Source organism: Dyadobacter jiangsuensis, from assembly GCF_003014695.1.
Classification (GTDB): domain Bacteria; phylum Bacteroidota; class Bacteroidia; order Cytophagales; family Spirosomataceae; genus Dyadobacter; species Dyadobacter jiangsuensis.
Genome location: NZ_PYAS01000028.1, coordinates 35,087 through 49,886, shown reverse-complemented (window position 1 = coordinate 49,886; position 14,800 = coordinate 35,087). Strand labels below are relative to the sequence as shown.

General features: G+C 47.6%; 12 protein-coding genes and 1 rRNA gene. 8 read left to right on the top strand and 5 right to left on the bottom strand.

Annotated features, from left to right (window positions below):
* The 4 genes from rrf to CLV60_RS35175 all read left to right on the top strand — a co-directional run.
* Nucleotides 1-95, top strand: a 5S ribosomal RNA gene (rrf, locus tag CLV60_RS32885); the annotation flags it as partial.
* A gap of 139 nt (nt 96-234) precedes the next feature.
* Nucleotides 235-594 carry an ISAon1 family transposase N-terminal region protein gene (locus CLV60_RS32880; protein ID WP_106599638.1) on the top strand — a complete coding sequence of 120 codons (360 nt, stop codon included), beginning with the start codon at nt 235-237 and terminating at the stop codon, nt 592-594.
* The gene (locus CLV60_RS32875) at nt 590-1,483 is read left to right on the top strand and encodes an ISAon1 family transposase (RefSeq protein WP_445438698.1); all 894 of its coding nucleotides are present in this window, start codon (nt 590-592) and stop codon (nt 1,481-1,483) included. The genes CLV60_RS32880 and CLV60_RS32875 overlap by 5 nt, the downstream gene beginning before the upstream one ends.
* 40 nt (nt 1,484-1,523) lie before the next feature.
* Nucleotides 1,524-1,604 carry a hypothetical protein gene (locus tag CLV60_RS35175; protein WP_445438697.1) on the top strand — a complete coding sequence of 27 codons (81 nt, stop codon included), beginning with the start codon at nt 1,524-1,526 and terminating at the stop codon, nt 1,602-1,604.
* A 293-nt stretch (nt 1,605-1,897) separates the two neighbouring features.
* Here CLV60_RS35175 and dxs read toward each other — a convergent pair whose 3' ends face one another.
* The 5 genes from dxs to nagB all read right to left on the bottom strand — a co-directional run bounded on the left by dxs (nt 1,898) and on the right by nagB (nt 10,026).
* Entirely contained in the window at nt 1,898-3,841 is a 1,944-nt protein-coding gene (gene dxs / locus CLV60_RS32870) for a 1-deoxy-D-xylulose-5-phosphate synthase (protein WP_106599637.1), read from the bottom strand.
* Between the two features lie 86 nt (nt 3,842-3,927).
* Nucleotides 3,928-4,842 carry a rhomboid family intramembrane serine protease gene (locus tag CLV60_RS32865; RefSeq protein WP_106599636.1) on the bottom strand — a complete coding sequence of 305 codons (915 nt, stop codon included), beginning with the start codon at nt 4,840-4,842 and terminating at the stop codon, nt 3,928-3,930.
* Between the two features lie 9 nt (nt 4,843-4,851).
* On the bottom strand, nt 4,852-5,637 hold the full coding sequence (locus CLV60_RS32860) for a rhomboid family intramembrane serine protease (protein ID WP_106599635.1): 786 nt from the start codon (nt 5,635-5,637) through the stop codon (nt 4,852-4,854).
* A gap of 59 nt (nt 5,638-5,696) precedes the next feature.
* Nucleotides 5,697-7,583, bottom strand: coding sequence for a DNA mismatch repair endonuclease MutL (gene mutL / locus CLV60_RS32855; protein ID WP_106599634.1), 1,887 nt, complete (start codon nt 7,581-7,583; stop codon nt 5,697-5,699).
* A gap of 502 nt (nt 7,584-8,085) precedes the next feature.
* Nucleotides 8,086-10,026: a glucosamine-6-phosphate deaminase gene (gene nagB, locus CLV60_RS32850; RefSeq protein WP_106599640.1), complete on the bottom strand. Its 1,941-nt coding sequence runs from the start codon at nt 10,024-10,026 to the stop codon at nt 8,086-8,088.
* Nucleotides 10,027-10,379: 353 nt separating this feature from the next.
* Here nagB and glyA point away from each other — a divergent pair, with 353 nt between their 5' ends.
* The 4 genes from glyA (at nt 10,380) to CLV60_RS32830 (ending at nt 14,788) form a co-directional block, all read left to right on the top strand.
* Nucleotides 10,380-11,681, top strand: a complete 1,302-nt coding sequence (gene glyA, locus CLV60_RS32845) for a serine hydroxymethyltransferase (RefSeq protein ID WP_015813262.1) — start codon at nt 10,380-10,382, stop codon at nt 11,679-11,681.
* 236 nt (nt 11,682-11,917) lie between these two features.
* Nucleotides 11,918-12,619, top strand: a complete 702-nt coding sequence (locus CLV60_RS32840; protein WP_106599633.1) for a tetratricopeptide repeat protein — start codon at nt 11,918-11,920, stop codon at nt 12,617-12,619.
* A 117-nt stretch (nt 12,620-12,736) separates the two neighbouring features.
* Entirely contained in the window at nt 12,737-13,240 is a 504-nt protein-coding gene (gene ribH, locus CLV60_RS32835; protein ID WP_106599632.1) for a 6,7-dimethyl-8-ribityllumazine synthase, read from the top strand.
* A gap of 189 nt (nt 13,241-13,429) precedes the next feature.
* Nucleotides 13,430-14,788 (top strand): aspartate kinase, encoded by a 1,359-nt coding sequence (locus tag CLV60_RS32830; protein ID WP_015813265.1) that lies wholly within the window; start codon nt 13,430-13,432, stop codon nt 14,786-14,788.
* The last annotated feature ends 12 nt before the right edge of the window (nt 14,789-14,800 follow it).

Below are 14,800 nucleotides of genomic sequence, written 5' to 3'. Positions count from 1 at the left end.
TGGTGTTCACCTCTTCCCATCCCGAACAGAGAAGTTAAGCCCGGATCCGCCGATGATACTTGGTTCAAACCCGGTAAAGTAGGTAGCCGCCACAATTATTAAAACAATAAAAGCATCCCCATAAAGGATGCTTTTTTGCGTTTACACGGGTGTTGTTTATTATTCAACTTTCGAGGATCAGTCCGAAAAGTTGGGGGGCTTTGAAAAAAGTAGTTGCTTTGCAATGAATCAACATTGAATGCATTGCAAGAGTCCTATTTAGCCCTAGTGCGCTTCCTGTTACCTGAGGGTATCCTTGATTATTTCGAACTTTCGAAAATCGTTGAAGGCCTCACTGGTCTGCATATCTACCTGGAAGAAAAGAATCTTCCTCCTTCCGAGTGCAAAGATCGAAAATTAGAGTCGAAGGGCTTCCTGCCCGAGATTTACATCCAAGATTTTCCCATTCGCAATCAGAAGGTTACACTTTGCATTAAGCGTCGGCGCTGGGAAGTCAAGGATACGGGTGAGATTATCAGCAGAGATTGGAATGTTGTGCAACAGGGGACTCGGATGACCAAAGAGTTCGCTGACTTTTTAAAAACAATGTATTGATAATAATCCTGTTAGTTGTTCTCAGTTAGGCAAATACTTTCATCTTGACAGCAAGCAGCTTCAACAGCAGTATAAAGACCATATAAGCGACTACAAAGACTGGGATCAACGCGAGCATGCTGCTGACTGGCTGTTGTACCCTGAGAACACCGGTCCGTATTTAAGCATTGACGAAATCTCTCTTTCCAACGGAGAGCTTTACACTATTGTGACCAATAAAGCCACCAAAGGGCGAAAAGGCTCATTGGTGGCTATGGTAAAAGGCACACAAGCCAGCTCGGTCATTGAAGTTTTGAGAAAAATCCCCAAGCGCATTCGCGGTAAGGGGCGAGAAGTTACGCTGGATATGGCTGCTAACATGGGCGGCCGCCGCTGCGGAATGATAGTTAGCCGATGTTTCCCGAAGGCGTCAAAGGTTATCGACCGTTTTCACGTCCAAAAATTAGCATATGATGCTGTCCAGGAAATCAGGATACAACATCGTTGGCAGGCGCTGGATCAAGAGAATCAGGCTATTGAAACCGCCAGGCAGTCCGACTTGGTTTACCAGCCCGAAATTCTGGCCAACGGTGATACATTAAAACAGTTGCTTGTCAGAAGCAGGTACTTACTTTTCAAGCACCATGATAAGTGGACCGTCTCGCAGGTTCAGCGTTCCAGACTGCTTTTCGAGCGTTACCCCGTTATCGAGCAGGCATACAAGCTCGCAACAGGTTTAGGAGCCGTTTTTCGGGTTTGCAAGTCCAAAGAACAAGCATTTAAAAGGCTCGCACTATGGTACAATACAGTCGAAGATTGCGGTCTGGACTCCTTCAAAACCGTCGCCAAGTCGATCCATACGCATTATCTGGATATTCTAAACCGCGGCGGCGGACCGCTTCTTTCATAACAGAAGCACGAATGCTTCGGCTGAGTCATTCAATGCCAAGATAAAGGCATTTAGGTCGTCGTCCAGAGGTGTGAGAGATACTCCATTCTTCCTATTCAGGCTTACCAAACTTTATGCTTAATTGCCCCCAGAAATTTAGCTTGATCCAAATTCTGATAAGTTCAACTCCTCGATAATGCATTGCTCGGAATGGGTGACGCTAAGTTGCCATAGCTGGAGCGAAGTTATATCGAGAGATATCGATCCTATGCCATTTTTTGCGTTTTGAGCCTATATTGAATATTAGGATGTATTCGGCTTCATTCGTGGACATTGGTGCTCTTAAATCAAAATTTTGATAAAAGTCTTCTAATTATGGGCAAACAAAAAAGCCGATCTCCGGACCGGCTTTTTCCACGATATAAATGTCTATTCTTAATGCAAAACAGAAGCGACCTTGGATTGGCGCTGGATGAATTCTATTGAAGCAGCAATGATGCCGACAGTGTCTATACCGCATTCCTGATACAGCTCTGCTGGTTCGCCATGCTCAACAATTGCGTCCGGTATTCCGAGGCGTTTAACTTGACTTGTGTATCCGTTGTCAATCATAAATTCCAGCACAGCACTGCCAAATCCGCCCTGTAAGCAGCCATCCTCCAATGTCATGACTCTGTCATAGGAAGAGAAAATTTCGTGCAGCAGAGCTTCATCCAGTGGCTTTGCAAAACGCATGTCGAAAAGGCCCGCGCTGATACCCTGCTTTTCCAGCTCTTCGCAAGCCTTCAACGCAAAGTTGCCGAGTGGCCCGAATGAAAGTATCGCCAGGTCAGATCCGCCTCTAACTTTTCTTCCCTTACCAATCTGAATTTCTTCGAATGTTGTTTTCCAATCCGGCATAACCCCATTGCCTCTCGGGTAACGGATGGTAAATGCATTCTTACCCGATTGAAAAGATTCGAGCTGGGCAGTGTACATCATATTCCGGAGTTCCTGCTCATTCATGGGAGAAGCAACAACCATATTTGGAATACAGCGCATGAAAGCGATGTCATACACGCCATGGTGCGTTGGACCATCCGCACCAACCAAGCCTGCCCTGTCGAGACAGAAAATGACCGGAAGCTCCTGTATGCAGACATCATGCACGACCTGATCGTATGCGCGCTGCATAAATGTGGAGTAGATGTTGCAGTAGACCACGTCGCCACGTGTTGCCATACCGGCAGAGAAAGTAACGGCGTGCTGTTCGGCAATGCCTACGTCGAACGCCCTTTCAGGAATGGCTTCCATCATAATGTTCAGAGATGAACCGGATGGCATTGCGGGTGTGATACCTACGATTTTCGGATTTTGTCTGGCTAGTTCCACAATGGTATGGCCAAACACATCCTGATATTTCGGTGCCTGAGGCGTATTATAGACTTTCTTCTGAATCTCACCAGTGATCTTGTCAAAGACGCCGGGAGCGTGCCATTTCGTCTGGTCCTTTTCAGCCGGGCCGTAGCCTTTTCCTTTTACAGTAAGGCAGTGCAAAAGCTTGGGACCAGGAATGTTTTTGAGGTCTTTCAATACCTCAGTCAGATGGCTGATATCATTTCCGTCGATAGGACCGAAATAGCGCAATCCGAGGGATTCGAACAGGTTGCTCTGGCGAAGAATAGCCGTTTTCATGGCCGTTTCGACTTTGGAAACGATTTCCTGGGCACTTTTACCAAAGTTGCTCATTTTACCGAGCAGGTTCCATACTTCGTCTTTGAACTTGTTGTAAGTCTGCGAAGTAGTAATGTCGGTCAGGTATTCTTTCAGCGCACCAACGTTCGGGTCGATGGCCATGCAGTTGTCATTGAGGATAATCAGCAGGTTGGAGTCCGTTGCGCCTGCGTGGTTCATGCCCTCGAAGGCCAGACCGGCCGTCATAGCACCGTCTCCGATGATGGCAATGTGCTGGCGTTCGAAATTCTTTTCCAATGCGGATGCTACCGCCATGCCGAGTGCCGATGAAATGGACGTAGACGAGTGGCCTACCCCAAATGCATCATAAATGCTCTCTTTTCTTTTCGGAAAACCGGAAAGTCCGCCGTAAACGCGGTTGGAATGGAATTCATCGCGCCGACCGGTGAGTATCTTATGTCCGTAAGCCTGGTGACCCACGTCCCATACGAGCTGATCGTCGGGCGTATTGAACACATAATGCAGGGCCACACTCAATTCCACAACACCCAGGCTTGCGCCGAAGTGCCCGCCGTATACCGACACATTATCAATGATAAATTGCCTTAACTCGTTGCAAACCTGCGGAAGCTGAGAACTATCCAGTTTTCGGAGATCTTCGGGAGAATTAATTGTTGCTAATAATTTTCCTGGCGTTATAAGCATACCGTAGGGCTATTGAATCAAATTTACTAGCTGTCCGCTTTATTAAATAGTCACAAAATTAAGCAAATACGCATTAAGTCTGACTATTATTTTTGCTGGCTCGCCTTGAACAACTTCTGCTTCTCCTCACGCGTCAGGCTTTCGTAGCCTGATTTCGAGATCTTGTCCAGAATCGAATCGATCTCCATCTGATCTGGCATTTCGATAGTACCTGATGATGACGACGAATATACACTTGTGCTGCGGTACACCTGCCGCTCACGGTAGGTTACCTGCATGGATGGACGTTTACGGAAAATGCGTGACCATATCGACAGCAGTCCGTAAATAGGTTTGCCCAGATCTGTCCCGTTTTGCAGCAGTTTGATGAATATATAACCTGTGAACGCCCCACCCAAATGGGCGAGGTTTCCGCCGGCATTAGGACCAACGGTTTGTGCAAGCGACAGAATGATGTAGAACAGCGCGATAAATTTAATGCGTACAGGCCCGAGAAAGATCAGATTGAAGGTGTAGTTAGGCAACAGTGTAGAAGCACCTACTGCCACTGAAAATGCGGCCGCAGATGCGCCCAGCATTCTCGAACCTTCAATGTGTGCCTGGAAATAAGGCAATAGATTATATAAAACAATATAAATCAGCCCGCCGGCGATCCCGCCCAGCATATACAGCGCCACGACTCTCTTTGCGCCCAGGTATTCGTCTACCAGTTTCCCGAACCAGTAGAGAAAGAGCATATTGAAGAGAATGTGAAAGATATCATCGTGTGTGAAGAAATACGTGATGAGCGTCCAGGGCTTGTATATGAATTCTTCCGTAGCGGCCGGAAGTTGTAACATATTGATCACCAATGCGTATACGTTCGAAGATTGAGAGAGGGTAAGCACAATCTTCATGAGCAGCAGAATCAGAAATACTGCCGTGTTTATCAGAATAATCTTTACAAGTGCATTCTCGGATTTCGCGAATTCCCTTTTAACGTCGTCAACAATATTGCTCATCTTCTTCTTCTAATAGAAATTTGACTTTTGCGTACCCCAGTAACGCAACAATATATATGCAAATAGCATTCCTCCAATGTGCGCGAAGTGGGCAACATTATCGGACTGAGCATTTTGTATTCCTGAGTACAATTCAAAAAGCCCATAAAAAGCAACGAAATACTTTGCTTTTATAGGGAACGGTACGAACAGGAGAAAAAGCTCCGTATTCGGAAACAACAAACCAAAAGCCATCAGGATCCCGAAAATGGCTCCCGAAGCGCCGACCATCGGTATGCTGAGCGCGTTCGCGTAAACATCTCCTACATCCTTAATACTCTGTTGAATATACATGGAATTAGTCGGATTTGCTTCAAAATCATTGACAAATTGGAGACGGTATTCATAATACGCCTCGGCATGCTTGCTCAGGAAGTCGGCGAACCCGTCGGGTGTGGGATTTTGGGTATATATCTCAACAGCCTTTGCCAATTGCCAGTTTTCGTAGAAGCCTATTCCCGAGAACAAAAGGCCTGCGCCAATGCCTGTTACGAAGTAAAATATCAGAAAACGCTTCTGCCCCCAGATCCTTTCCAGCAGTGGTCCGAACATGATCAAACCAAACATGTTACTGAAAAGGTGGCCGATGCCGCCATGCAGGAACATGTAAGAGACAAACTGGAAAATATGGAAATCCGGCGACATCACCGGCCTGAGCGCAAAGTCGGCTTTCAGACTGAAAACAGAGGAATCTATAAAATAGAATAGAATGTTCAGAATGAGTAAATTCCTTACCGTGGGGGTTATGGCTAACATATTTGATTCAAATTCAAAGATTTATCTCCAATTAACTTCACAAATCCGGTTTTTGTTTCTCAACCCCGGAATATGTTGGCCAGCTTATCCATCGTCAATAAAACGATGATCGGATCCCCGCCCGGCGTCCGGTTCGGGTCCGAGGACGAAAACAGCTGGTTCATCAATGTGTGTATCTCCATATGCGAAAGCTTGACGGCGTAACGCACCGAAAAACGCTTCGCCAGTGATCTTGACAGGCTTTCCGGCTTGTTCAGTTTAAGGTCGGAATAACTCTGTTTAAGTTGCTCGATCAACTCTTCGAACAAATCCTGCTCGCTTTCCTCCGGTAAATCGGCCGGAATACCCCGTATGATCAGTTCGTTCGATCCAAACTCATCAAATTCAAATCCCAGGCTGCGTATCTCCTTTTTCGTCTCATGCACGAGCTGCATGTCCGAATGCGTCAGCCGGATGGTTTTCGGGAAAAGCAATTGCTGACAGGCGCCATTGCGGTTAATCAGCATTTTACGATACCGTTCGTAGAGAATGCGCTCGTAGGCGGCCTTCTGGTCGATGAGCATGATGCCGTCCTTCACCTGCGACAATATGTAGCGGTTATGGAGCTGGAATAGCAGCGCATCGGCCTCGGGAGCGGCAACTACCTCGGATGCCATCCGGTTCACCTTGCTGGCCACGGTCTTGGCTTGTTCCTGGTACACGGGCCGGGAAGGAGTGGTAGTCCCCATTTCAAATGCGGCCAGCTCACGGTGCCGGTCTTCGGTATTTTGCAATCCCTCAAATAGCTTGTTCCAGTTGGTCAGATTCGATTTGGACGCACTACCCTCGCTCTTGCGCGGCTGCGCAGCCCAATCGGGCATGACCGTGCGTGGGATCAGGTTATTGTTGGGTTCGGCAGACGTCGGATTGAGAAAATTGATGTTTTCCTCGAAATCGATCGATTGCGACAGATTGTAAACTCCTACCGCCTTTTTCACTGCCGCCATGATGATCGCATACACCGAGCGCTCGTCGTCGAATTTGATTTCCGTTTTAGTGGGGTGGATATTGATATCGATATGCGACGGGTCGATTTCAATAAACAAAACATAAAACGGGTGACTGCCCTCGGGAATGGTGCCGTCGAATGCGCTGATTACCGCGTGGTGCATGTAGTTATGCTTGATGAAGCGGTCGTTCACGAAAAAGAACTGCTCCCCACGCGTTTTGCGGGCAAACTCGGGCTTGCCGATGTAGCCGCGCACATTGATGTATGAAGTGTCTTCCTGGCAATAAGCCAGCTGCTCGCGGTAGCTTTTGCCGTAAATATCGATGATCCTTCTCACCAGCTTCACCGGTTGCAGGTTGAACACCTCGGTATCATTGTGATGGAGCGTAAAGCCGACTTCCGGATGCGCCAATGCTACCCGCTGGAACTCGTCGAGCACGTGACGCATTTCTACTGAATTGGATTTCAGGAAGTTACGGCGGGCTGGTACATTGAAAAACAGGTTGCGGATCGAAAAGTTGGTGCCTTTCGGACAAGCCACCGCCTCCTGCGTTTTGATTTCCGAGCCGTCGATACGGATCAGCGTGCCCAGCTCATCCGATTCCTGGCGCGTCCGCATTTCGACCTGCGCCACCGCCGCGATCGACGCCAGCGCCTCCCCGCGGAAACCCATCGTCTTGATCCTGAACAAATCTTCCGATTGGCGGATCTTCGAAGTCGCATGCCTTTCGAAACTCATGCGTGCGTCGGTTTCGGACATGCCCGTACCATTGTCGATCACCTGGATGAGCGTCCGGCCGGCTTCACGAAGTATCACCTGCACCTGAGTCGCCTTCGCATCAATCGCATTTTCCATCAGCTCCTTTACCACCGAAGCGGGTCGCTGAACGACCTCTCCCGCGGCAATCTGGTTGGCTATGGAATCGGGTAATAGTTGGATGATGTCGGATGAAGGCATGTCGGAGCTGGCAGTTAACTTTACTATAACAAATAAACAAAAATTTTTTTTACTGCCCGGCGAATATCGGCGGGTAACAAATAGGGTGATTTTGCTTTATCAAGAATCCCAATTGAAATAATTACATTAATAATTCAAATTTTACAGAAATTAGAAGCGTTAGTATCGTAAAAAGTTGTTGACTATTAATTAATTGTATAACTTGGGATACTAAACCTATGTTATTTAGCACCTGATCCTGTTATGAAAACGCCAATTATCAAGAGATTTAACTTTACCATGGCATTGCAATGGCTCATTTTTTTACCAGTCATTCTGCCTCTTTGTATCATTTTTGGCGCCGTGCAAGGCGTTATGAATATGGTTGAAAAAATGGCGCACAGGATGTGGGTTGACATGGAATTGTAACACCCAGGACCGACGCATTTAGTCAGCGTATCAGGTAGATATAAAATGAAAAGAGCCCGGAATTTTCCGGGCTCTTTTCATTTACAGTTATTGCTTAGAACTTCCAGCGTACGAATGCTTCCATTGCTTCGTATTCGGCCAGGCCGAGTGAATCGTAGAGCTGCGCGGTTCCCGCATTGCGCTCTTCGGCACGTTGCCAGAACTCGCGGGAATCTTCGCCCTGGAACACCACCCCGTCTTTCTGCGACTGGTGTTTGAAGATTCCCTGGCGTTTTTTCAGCACCTGGTCAGGGCTCATCGGTACCGCCATTTCGATTTCATAAATATCCCACTCAGCCCATGCGCCGCGGTACAACCATACCCAGCAGTCTTTCATGAAATTCTTATGTTTCGAACGCTGCAATGCAGCTTCGATAGCATCCCAGCACACTTTGTGCGTTCCGTGCGGATCGGCGAAGTCGCCGGCAGCGTAGATCTGATGCGGCTTGATCTCCTCGATCAGGTTTTCGATGATCTTGATGTCTTCTTCTCCGATCGGCTTTTTCTGAACAGTACCGGTTTCGTAGAAAGGCATATCGAGGAAGTGCGCCTGGCTGGTAGGGATACCTACGAAACGGCAGGTAGCCTTTGCTTCGCCGCGACGGATCAGACCTTTCACCTTACGAACCTCAGGGCTGTCGATTTCGCTGTTTTTGGTATGTCTCAAAAATTCTTTTGCATCCAGGAACAATTTGTTGGCATCCGGGCTGTCGATATCGAAGCCATTGTTGAAGTCGACCACGAAATCGATGAAACGCAATGCTTCGTCGTCAGCAACCGCGATGTTACCAGAGGTCTGGTAAGCAACGTGTACTTCGTGGCCCTGATCAACCAGGCGCTGGAAAGTACCACCCATTGAAATGATGTCGTCATCCGGGTGCGGGCTGAAAATGAGTACGCGTTTTTTCGCAGGCTGAGCGCGCTCCGGACGGTGCGTGTCATCTGCATTGGGCTTACCACCCGGCCAACCGGTGATGGTATGCTGCAATTGGTTGAATACATTGATATTGATCTCGTAGCAAGCACCATATTGTGCCAGCAAATCGCTCATACCATTGTCGTTGTAATCCTTGTCGATCAGTTTCAGGATTGGTTTTTTCAAGGTTTGCGACAAATGCGTTACCGCTTTCTTGATCATTTTGTTATCCCAAATCACTGAATCAACCGCCCAAGGCGTTTTGATGCGGGTCAGTTCGGAAGCGGCGCTTTCGTCGACAACGAAAGTAACGTCTGCATGTGCTTGCAGGTATGAAGCCGGATTAAGCTCGGTTACCGGGCCTTCCACGGCGTTTTTGATGACCGAAGCTTTTCTTTCACCCCAGGCCAGCAGCACCACGCGGCGTGCATTCAGGATAGGAGCAACACCCAATGTGATCGCTTTGCGCGGTACATTGTGCAATCCACCGAACTCCATGCTCGCAGCTGCGCGTGTGGAGTGGTCGAGTGTAATGAGGCGTGTATGCGAGTTGATAAGTGAGCCCGGTTCGTTGAAACCAATGTGGCCGTTACCCCCGATACCCAGCAACTGGAAATCCAGCCCGCCTACCGCATTGATTTTATTCTCGTAAGACGTGCAGTAGTCGCGCAGCAATGCAGCGGGTACTGTTCCGTCCGGCAGGAAATAGTTTTCTTTTGGAATATCTACATGGTCGAACAGTTGCTCTTTCATGAACCGGTGGTAACTGTAGATGGAGTCAGGCTCCATTTGGTAGTACTCATCCAGGTTGAAAGAAATCACATTCTTGAAGCTCAAACCTTCTTCACGGTGCATACGCACGAGGATCGCGTAAACGGTCTTCGGCGAAGAACCGGTTGCAAGTCCCAAAACGCAAGGTTTACCTTCCTTTTGTTTCTGACGGATCAGGTCCGCGATCTCTTTTGCAACTGCATAGGACGCTTCTTTGGAATCGGCAAAAATCTGCGTCGGGATTTTTTCATAGGTGATGGGTTGCCCTATGGTGCCGGTAGTGCCTTTTCCATTGCTGGAAGCTTGCATCAGGATTGTTTGTGGACTTACCGTTTGTTGGCTCATAACTAAATGTTAAATTATTTAAGAGTTTCGTGAATAGACTTCGAATTAAACTGCAAGTTACTCATGTGTTCGATCACGCACGAACGATTTGACCACAAAAGTACAACGGAAAACAATTATTCTTAAAATAATTTAAGAAATAACTTATACTTAAAATTACGCTTGCCGCCTCAGTACGGGCTATCCGGTCCCATTCGTTGCTCCGGCCGCTTCGCACTTTAAATATAAAGTAAGTGTTAATATTTTATTCCAAAATAATTGCTTGTATTTTTGCGGCTTATTCCACGAGTATCACACCATTTTTTCTGACAAATCCCATGTCTACACTCACCAGCGTTGAACGCGACACCGCCATTTTTGATCTGATCAACAGAGAAAAACATCGCCAGGAGTCTGGTATCGAACTGATCGCATCTGAAAACTTCACGTCACGCCAGGTGATGGAGGCGTCAGGCAGTGTGTTGACCAACAAATATGCGGAAGGTCTTCCGGGCAAGCGTTACTACGGCGGTTGCGAGGTCGTTGACGAAATCGAACAGATTGCGATCGACCGTTTGAAAGAGCTTTTCGGTGCTACCTGGGCTAACGTACAGCCACATTCGGGAGCACAAGCCAATACGGCTGTTTTCCTTGCTTGTTTGAACCCCGGCGACAAGATCATGGGCTTCAACCTGGCGCACGGCGGCCACCTTACACACGGTTCGCCTGTGAACATTTCAGGTAAATATTTCCAGCCTGTATTTTATGGTGTGGAGGCAGAAACTGGTCTGATCGACTGGGATAAAGTAGAAGAAACTGCATTGAAAGAGCGTCCGAAGCTTTTGATCTGCGGAGCATCTGCATATAGCCGCGACTGGGATTACGAGCGCCTGCGTGCAGTGGCCGACAAAATCGGTGCATTGCTGATGGCGGATATCTCCCACCCTGCCGGTTTGATCGCGAAAGGTCTTTTGAAAGATCCGTTCGATCACTGCCACATTGTTACTACTACAACTCATAAGACACTTCGAGGCCCACGCGGCGGTGTGATCATGATGCGCAACGATTTCGAAAATCCTTTCGGCATCAAAACTCCGAAAGGCGCACTGCGTACCATGTCGTCGCTTTTGGATTCGGGCGTATTCCCGGGCACACAAGGCGGACCGTTGGAGCACATTATCGCTGCCAAAGCCGTTGCATTCGGTGAAGCATTGAGCGAAGGATACTATAACTACGCTACCCAGGTTGCGAAAAACGCCCAGGCAATGGCTAAGGCATTCGTTGACAAAGGTTACCGCATTATCTCAGGTGGTACCGACAACCACCTGATGCTGATCGACCTCCGCACTAAAAATGGTGTAGAATCAGGTTTGACTGGTAAATTGGCTGAGAACACATTGATCAAAGCGGACATCACCATCAACAAAAACATGGTGCCTTTCGACGACAAATCACCGATGGTAACCTCGGGTATGCGCGTAGGTACTGCCGCGATGACCACCCGCGGATTGGTTGAGGCGGATATGGAACGTATCGTTGACCTCGTTGATACCGTTCTGGTAAACAACGACAACGACGCGAAAATCGCCGCTGTGAAAACAGAAGTGAACGAATGGATGAAACAATACCCATTGTATTAATATAAAATAGTAATAAAAAAATGCCGCGCGGTGACACTGTTACCGCGCAGTTTTTGTTTTTGGGGTGGCATAATATATTGACTTACAAATCGAAGGGCCTGAAATGCATTTGTCACCGTAAGCCTTTCGTTAACTAACGGTTGGCGGGAAATATATAACTTAAAGAATTGTGACCTAACTTGTTTTGACTTAACAAGTTTTTCATAACTTTGCACTCCAAAATCGAATTATTTGATATGAGCAAGAAAAATACGGGCGAATCCGGGATTGAAATCATTGAATCTCCGGAGGCATTAGCAGGCCAGATCAATAAAGCTGAGGTTTTTTTCCTTAAAAACCGTAAGGTTGTTCTTGGAATCGGGGTGGCGGTTGTGGTTGCTATTGCTGGTTTCGCGGGTTACCGTTTTTATATAGATGGTCAGGAAGGCACTGCCCAGAATGCACTTGCCAGTGTCGTGTACGATTTTGAAGCGGATTCATTGCAAAAAGCATTGAACGGAGCCGGTGGTAACGAAGGCCTTTTGTCTATCGCTGACAATTACAAAGGAACCGACGCCAGCAACCTTGCAAGCTTCTACGCAGGTGTGGCTTTGCTGAAACAAGGCAAATATGACGAGGCTATCAGCCGTCTGCAATCATTCAGCTCTTCCGATCTGTTGATCCACGCACGTGCTCAGTCATTGATCGGTGACGCCTATCTTGAAAAAAATCAAGCCGCTGAGGCTATCTCATACTATCAAAAAGCTGCTGATTATGAGAAGAACGAATATTTTACACCCGTTTATCTGATGAAACTCGCACTCGCGCAGGAGAAGGCTAACCAGCCTGCTGACGCTGTGGCTACGTATAAACGTGTTGTTGACGAGTTCCCACTTTCCTCGGAAGTGGTGAATGCCAAGAAATATATGGGATTATTAGAGGGACAGGTCGGCAAATAATGGTTAACCATTCTGTTTCTGAAAAAGGATAAAGCCGACTACGGTTTTATCCTTTTTTTATTCATTTAATCCAAAACCTTAAATCATACCTGTTTTTCATAAACCCATTGAAAATCAATGTCAAGTGCCGATAAAAATCTAAGCGTATTCACAACGGAAGGACTTCCGGATATCAGTAATAAAAAATTCGCGATCGCGGTAGCCGAATGGAACAGCGAAGTGACCGAAAAGCTGTTCGAGGGAGCTTATCAAACCCTGATCACCTACGGGGCACTGCCTGCGAATATCGTCAGAGGCAATGTGCCGGGCAGCTTCGAGCTGACCATGGCCTCGCAGTGGTTCGCTCAACGCGCTGATATCGATGCGGTGATCGCATTGGGTGTAGTAATCCAGGGCGAAACCAAGCACAACGATTACATCAACCACGCGGTAGCGCAAGGCATTACCAATGTGAGCCTTAAATACGACAAACCAGTAATCTTCGGGGTTCTGACGCCTAACAATATGGAACAAGCACTGGAACGTTCAGGTGGCGTGCACGGCAACAAAGGCGACGAGGCGGCCATTACGGCGATCAAGATGATCGGGCTTAAGGCACAAGCTGTTAACGGTCAGGCGTAGTCAGGTGTCGTCAGGAATTGTCAAGTGTGGTCAAGAATTGTCAGGTGTGGTTATTGGGTCATTAGAATGTAGTTTTATTAAAACAATCAATGACAACTAATGACCATCCATGACAACCTCTTGACCATTCCTGACCACACCTGACAAAAATCATTCAATCATTCAAAATTCAACCATTCAAAATTAGTTATGCAAGTCTGGAAATTTGGCGGTACTTCGGTAGGGAAGCCTGAGCGTATGCACTCAATCCGCGAACTCCTCAACAATGATCCTAATCGTAAAATTGTGGTATTGTCGGCTTTGTCCGGTTCTACCAATGCGCTGATCGCTATCGGAGAAGCGGCCAAATCGTATGACGATGCCAAGGCTGCGGCTTTGATTGAAGAGTTGAAAAATCATTATGATCTGTTTATCAAGGAACTGTACTCGACACCTGAGGGTCTTGCGGCTGGTCAGCAGATCGTGGATTCTGAATTCGGGTTTATCAAATCCGTGGTAAGCGTGAAGCCATTCACTATCAAGCAGGAGAAAGAACTTGTTGCGGAAGGTGAGATATTGAGTACTAAAATGTTCCAGGCTTATCTGGAAGAAAAAGGTGAAAGCTCGGTATTGTTGCCTGCATTGGATTTCATGCGCATCGACGCCGACGGCGAGCCCGAACTGGCGACGATCGAGGAGAAATTGGTAACGATTCTGAACCAATATACCGATAAGCAGACGATTGTAACGCAAGGTTTCATTTGCCGCAACCCGCGCGAAGAAGTGGATAACCTGAAAAGAGGTGGTTCGGACTACACGGCTTCATTGATCGGCGGTGCCATCCGTGCGGACGAAATCCAGATCTGGACCGATATCGACGGAATGCATAACAACGACCCACGCATTGTGAAGCGTACCTTCCCGATCCGCGAGCTGACGTTCGAAGAGGCGGCTGAACTGGCGTACTTCGGTGCGAAAATTTTGCACCCAAGCACCATTACCCCTGCCAAATTGCGCGGTGTACCGGTTCGCTTGAAAAACACCATGCAGCCCGAAGCGCCCGGAACGCTTATCGCGACCCAAACTTCCGATCGCGACATCAAGGCTATTGCCGCGAAAGACAATATCACGGCGATCTACATCCACTCGACCCGTATGCTGAATGCTTACGGCTTCCTTCGGAGAGTGTTTGAGATCTTCGAAAAATATAAAACTCCGGTGGATATGATCACGACTTCCGAAGTATCGGTGTCGGTAACGATCGATAACTCCGAAAACCTGGAACAGATCAGTGCCGAATTGCGCGAATTCGCTGATTTGGAGGAGCATGACCGCGATCAGAACATCATTTGTATCGTAGGTAATTTCAGCGCCGACAAAGAGGGTATCGCCCTGAAAGTGCTCGATGCGATGAAAAACATTCCAATACGAATGATTTCGTACGGTGCTTCGGAACACAACCTGTCGTTGCTGATCCATTCAAAATACAAAGCGGAAGCGTTGAATGTCCTCAACGAGCGCCTGTTCTTTTACGAGGATGCGATGAAGGACATTTTCACTGCTCCCTGATCACACAGCATT

Bases quoted from the DNA above. Each gene is read 5' to 3' on its own strand.
- CLV60_RS32860 (WP_106599635.1), bottom strand. From the start codon at position 5,637: ATGTTAGCCATAACCCCCACGGTAAGGAATTTACTCATTCTGAACATT.
- CLV60_RS32865 (WP_106599636.1), bottom strand. From the start codon at position 4,842: ATGAGCAATATTGTTGACGACGTTAAAAGGGAATTCGCGAAATCCGAG.
- CLV60_RS32840 (WP_106599633.1), top strand. From the start codon at position 11,918: ATGAGCAAGAAAAATACGGGCGAATCCGGGATTGAAATCATTGAATCT.
- glyA (WP_015813262.1), top strand. From the start codon at position 10,380: ATGTCTACACTCACCAGCGTTGAACGCGACACCGCCATTTTTGATCTG.
- mutL (WP_106599634.1), bottom strand. From the start codon at position 7,583: ATGCCTTCATCCGACATCATCCAACTATTACCCGATTCCATAGCCAAC.
- dxs (WP_106599637.1), bottom strand. From the start codon at position 3,841: ATGCTTATAACGCCAGGAAAATTATTAGCAACAATTAATTCTCCCGAA.
- CLV60_RS32830 (WP_015813265.1), top strand. From the start codon at position 13,430: ATGCAAGTCTGGAAATTTGGCGGTACTTCGGTAGGGAAGCCTGAGCGT.
- ribH (WP_106599632.1), top strand. From the start codon at position 12,737: ATGTCAAGTGCCGATAAAAATCTAAGCGTATTCACAACGGAAGGACTT.
- nagB (WP_106599640.1), bottom strand. From the start codon at position 10,026: ATGCAAGCTTCCAGCAATGGAAAAGGCACTACCGGCACCATAGGGCAA.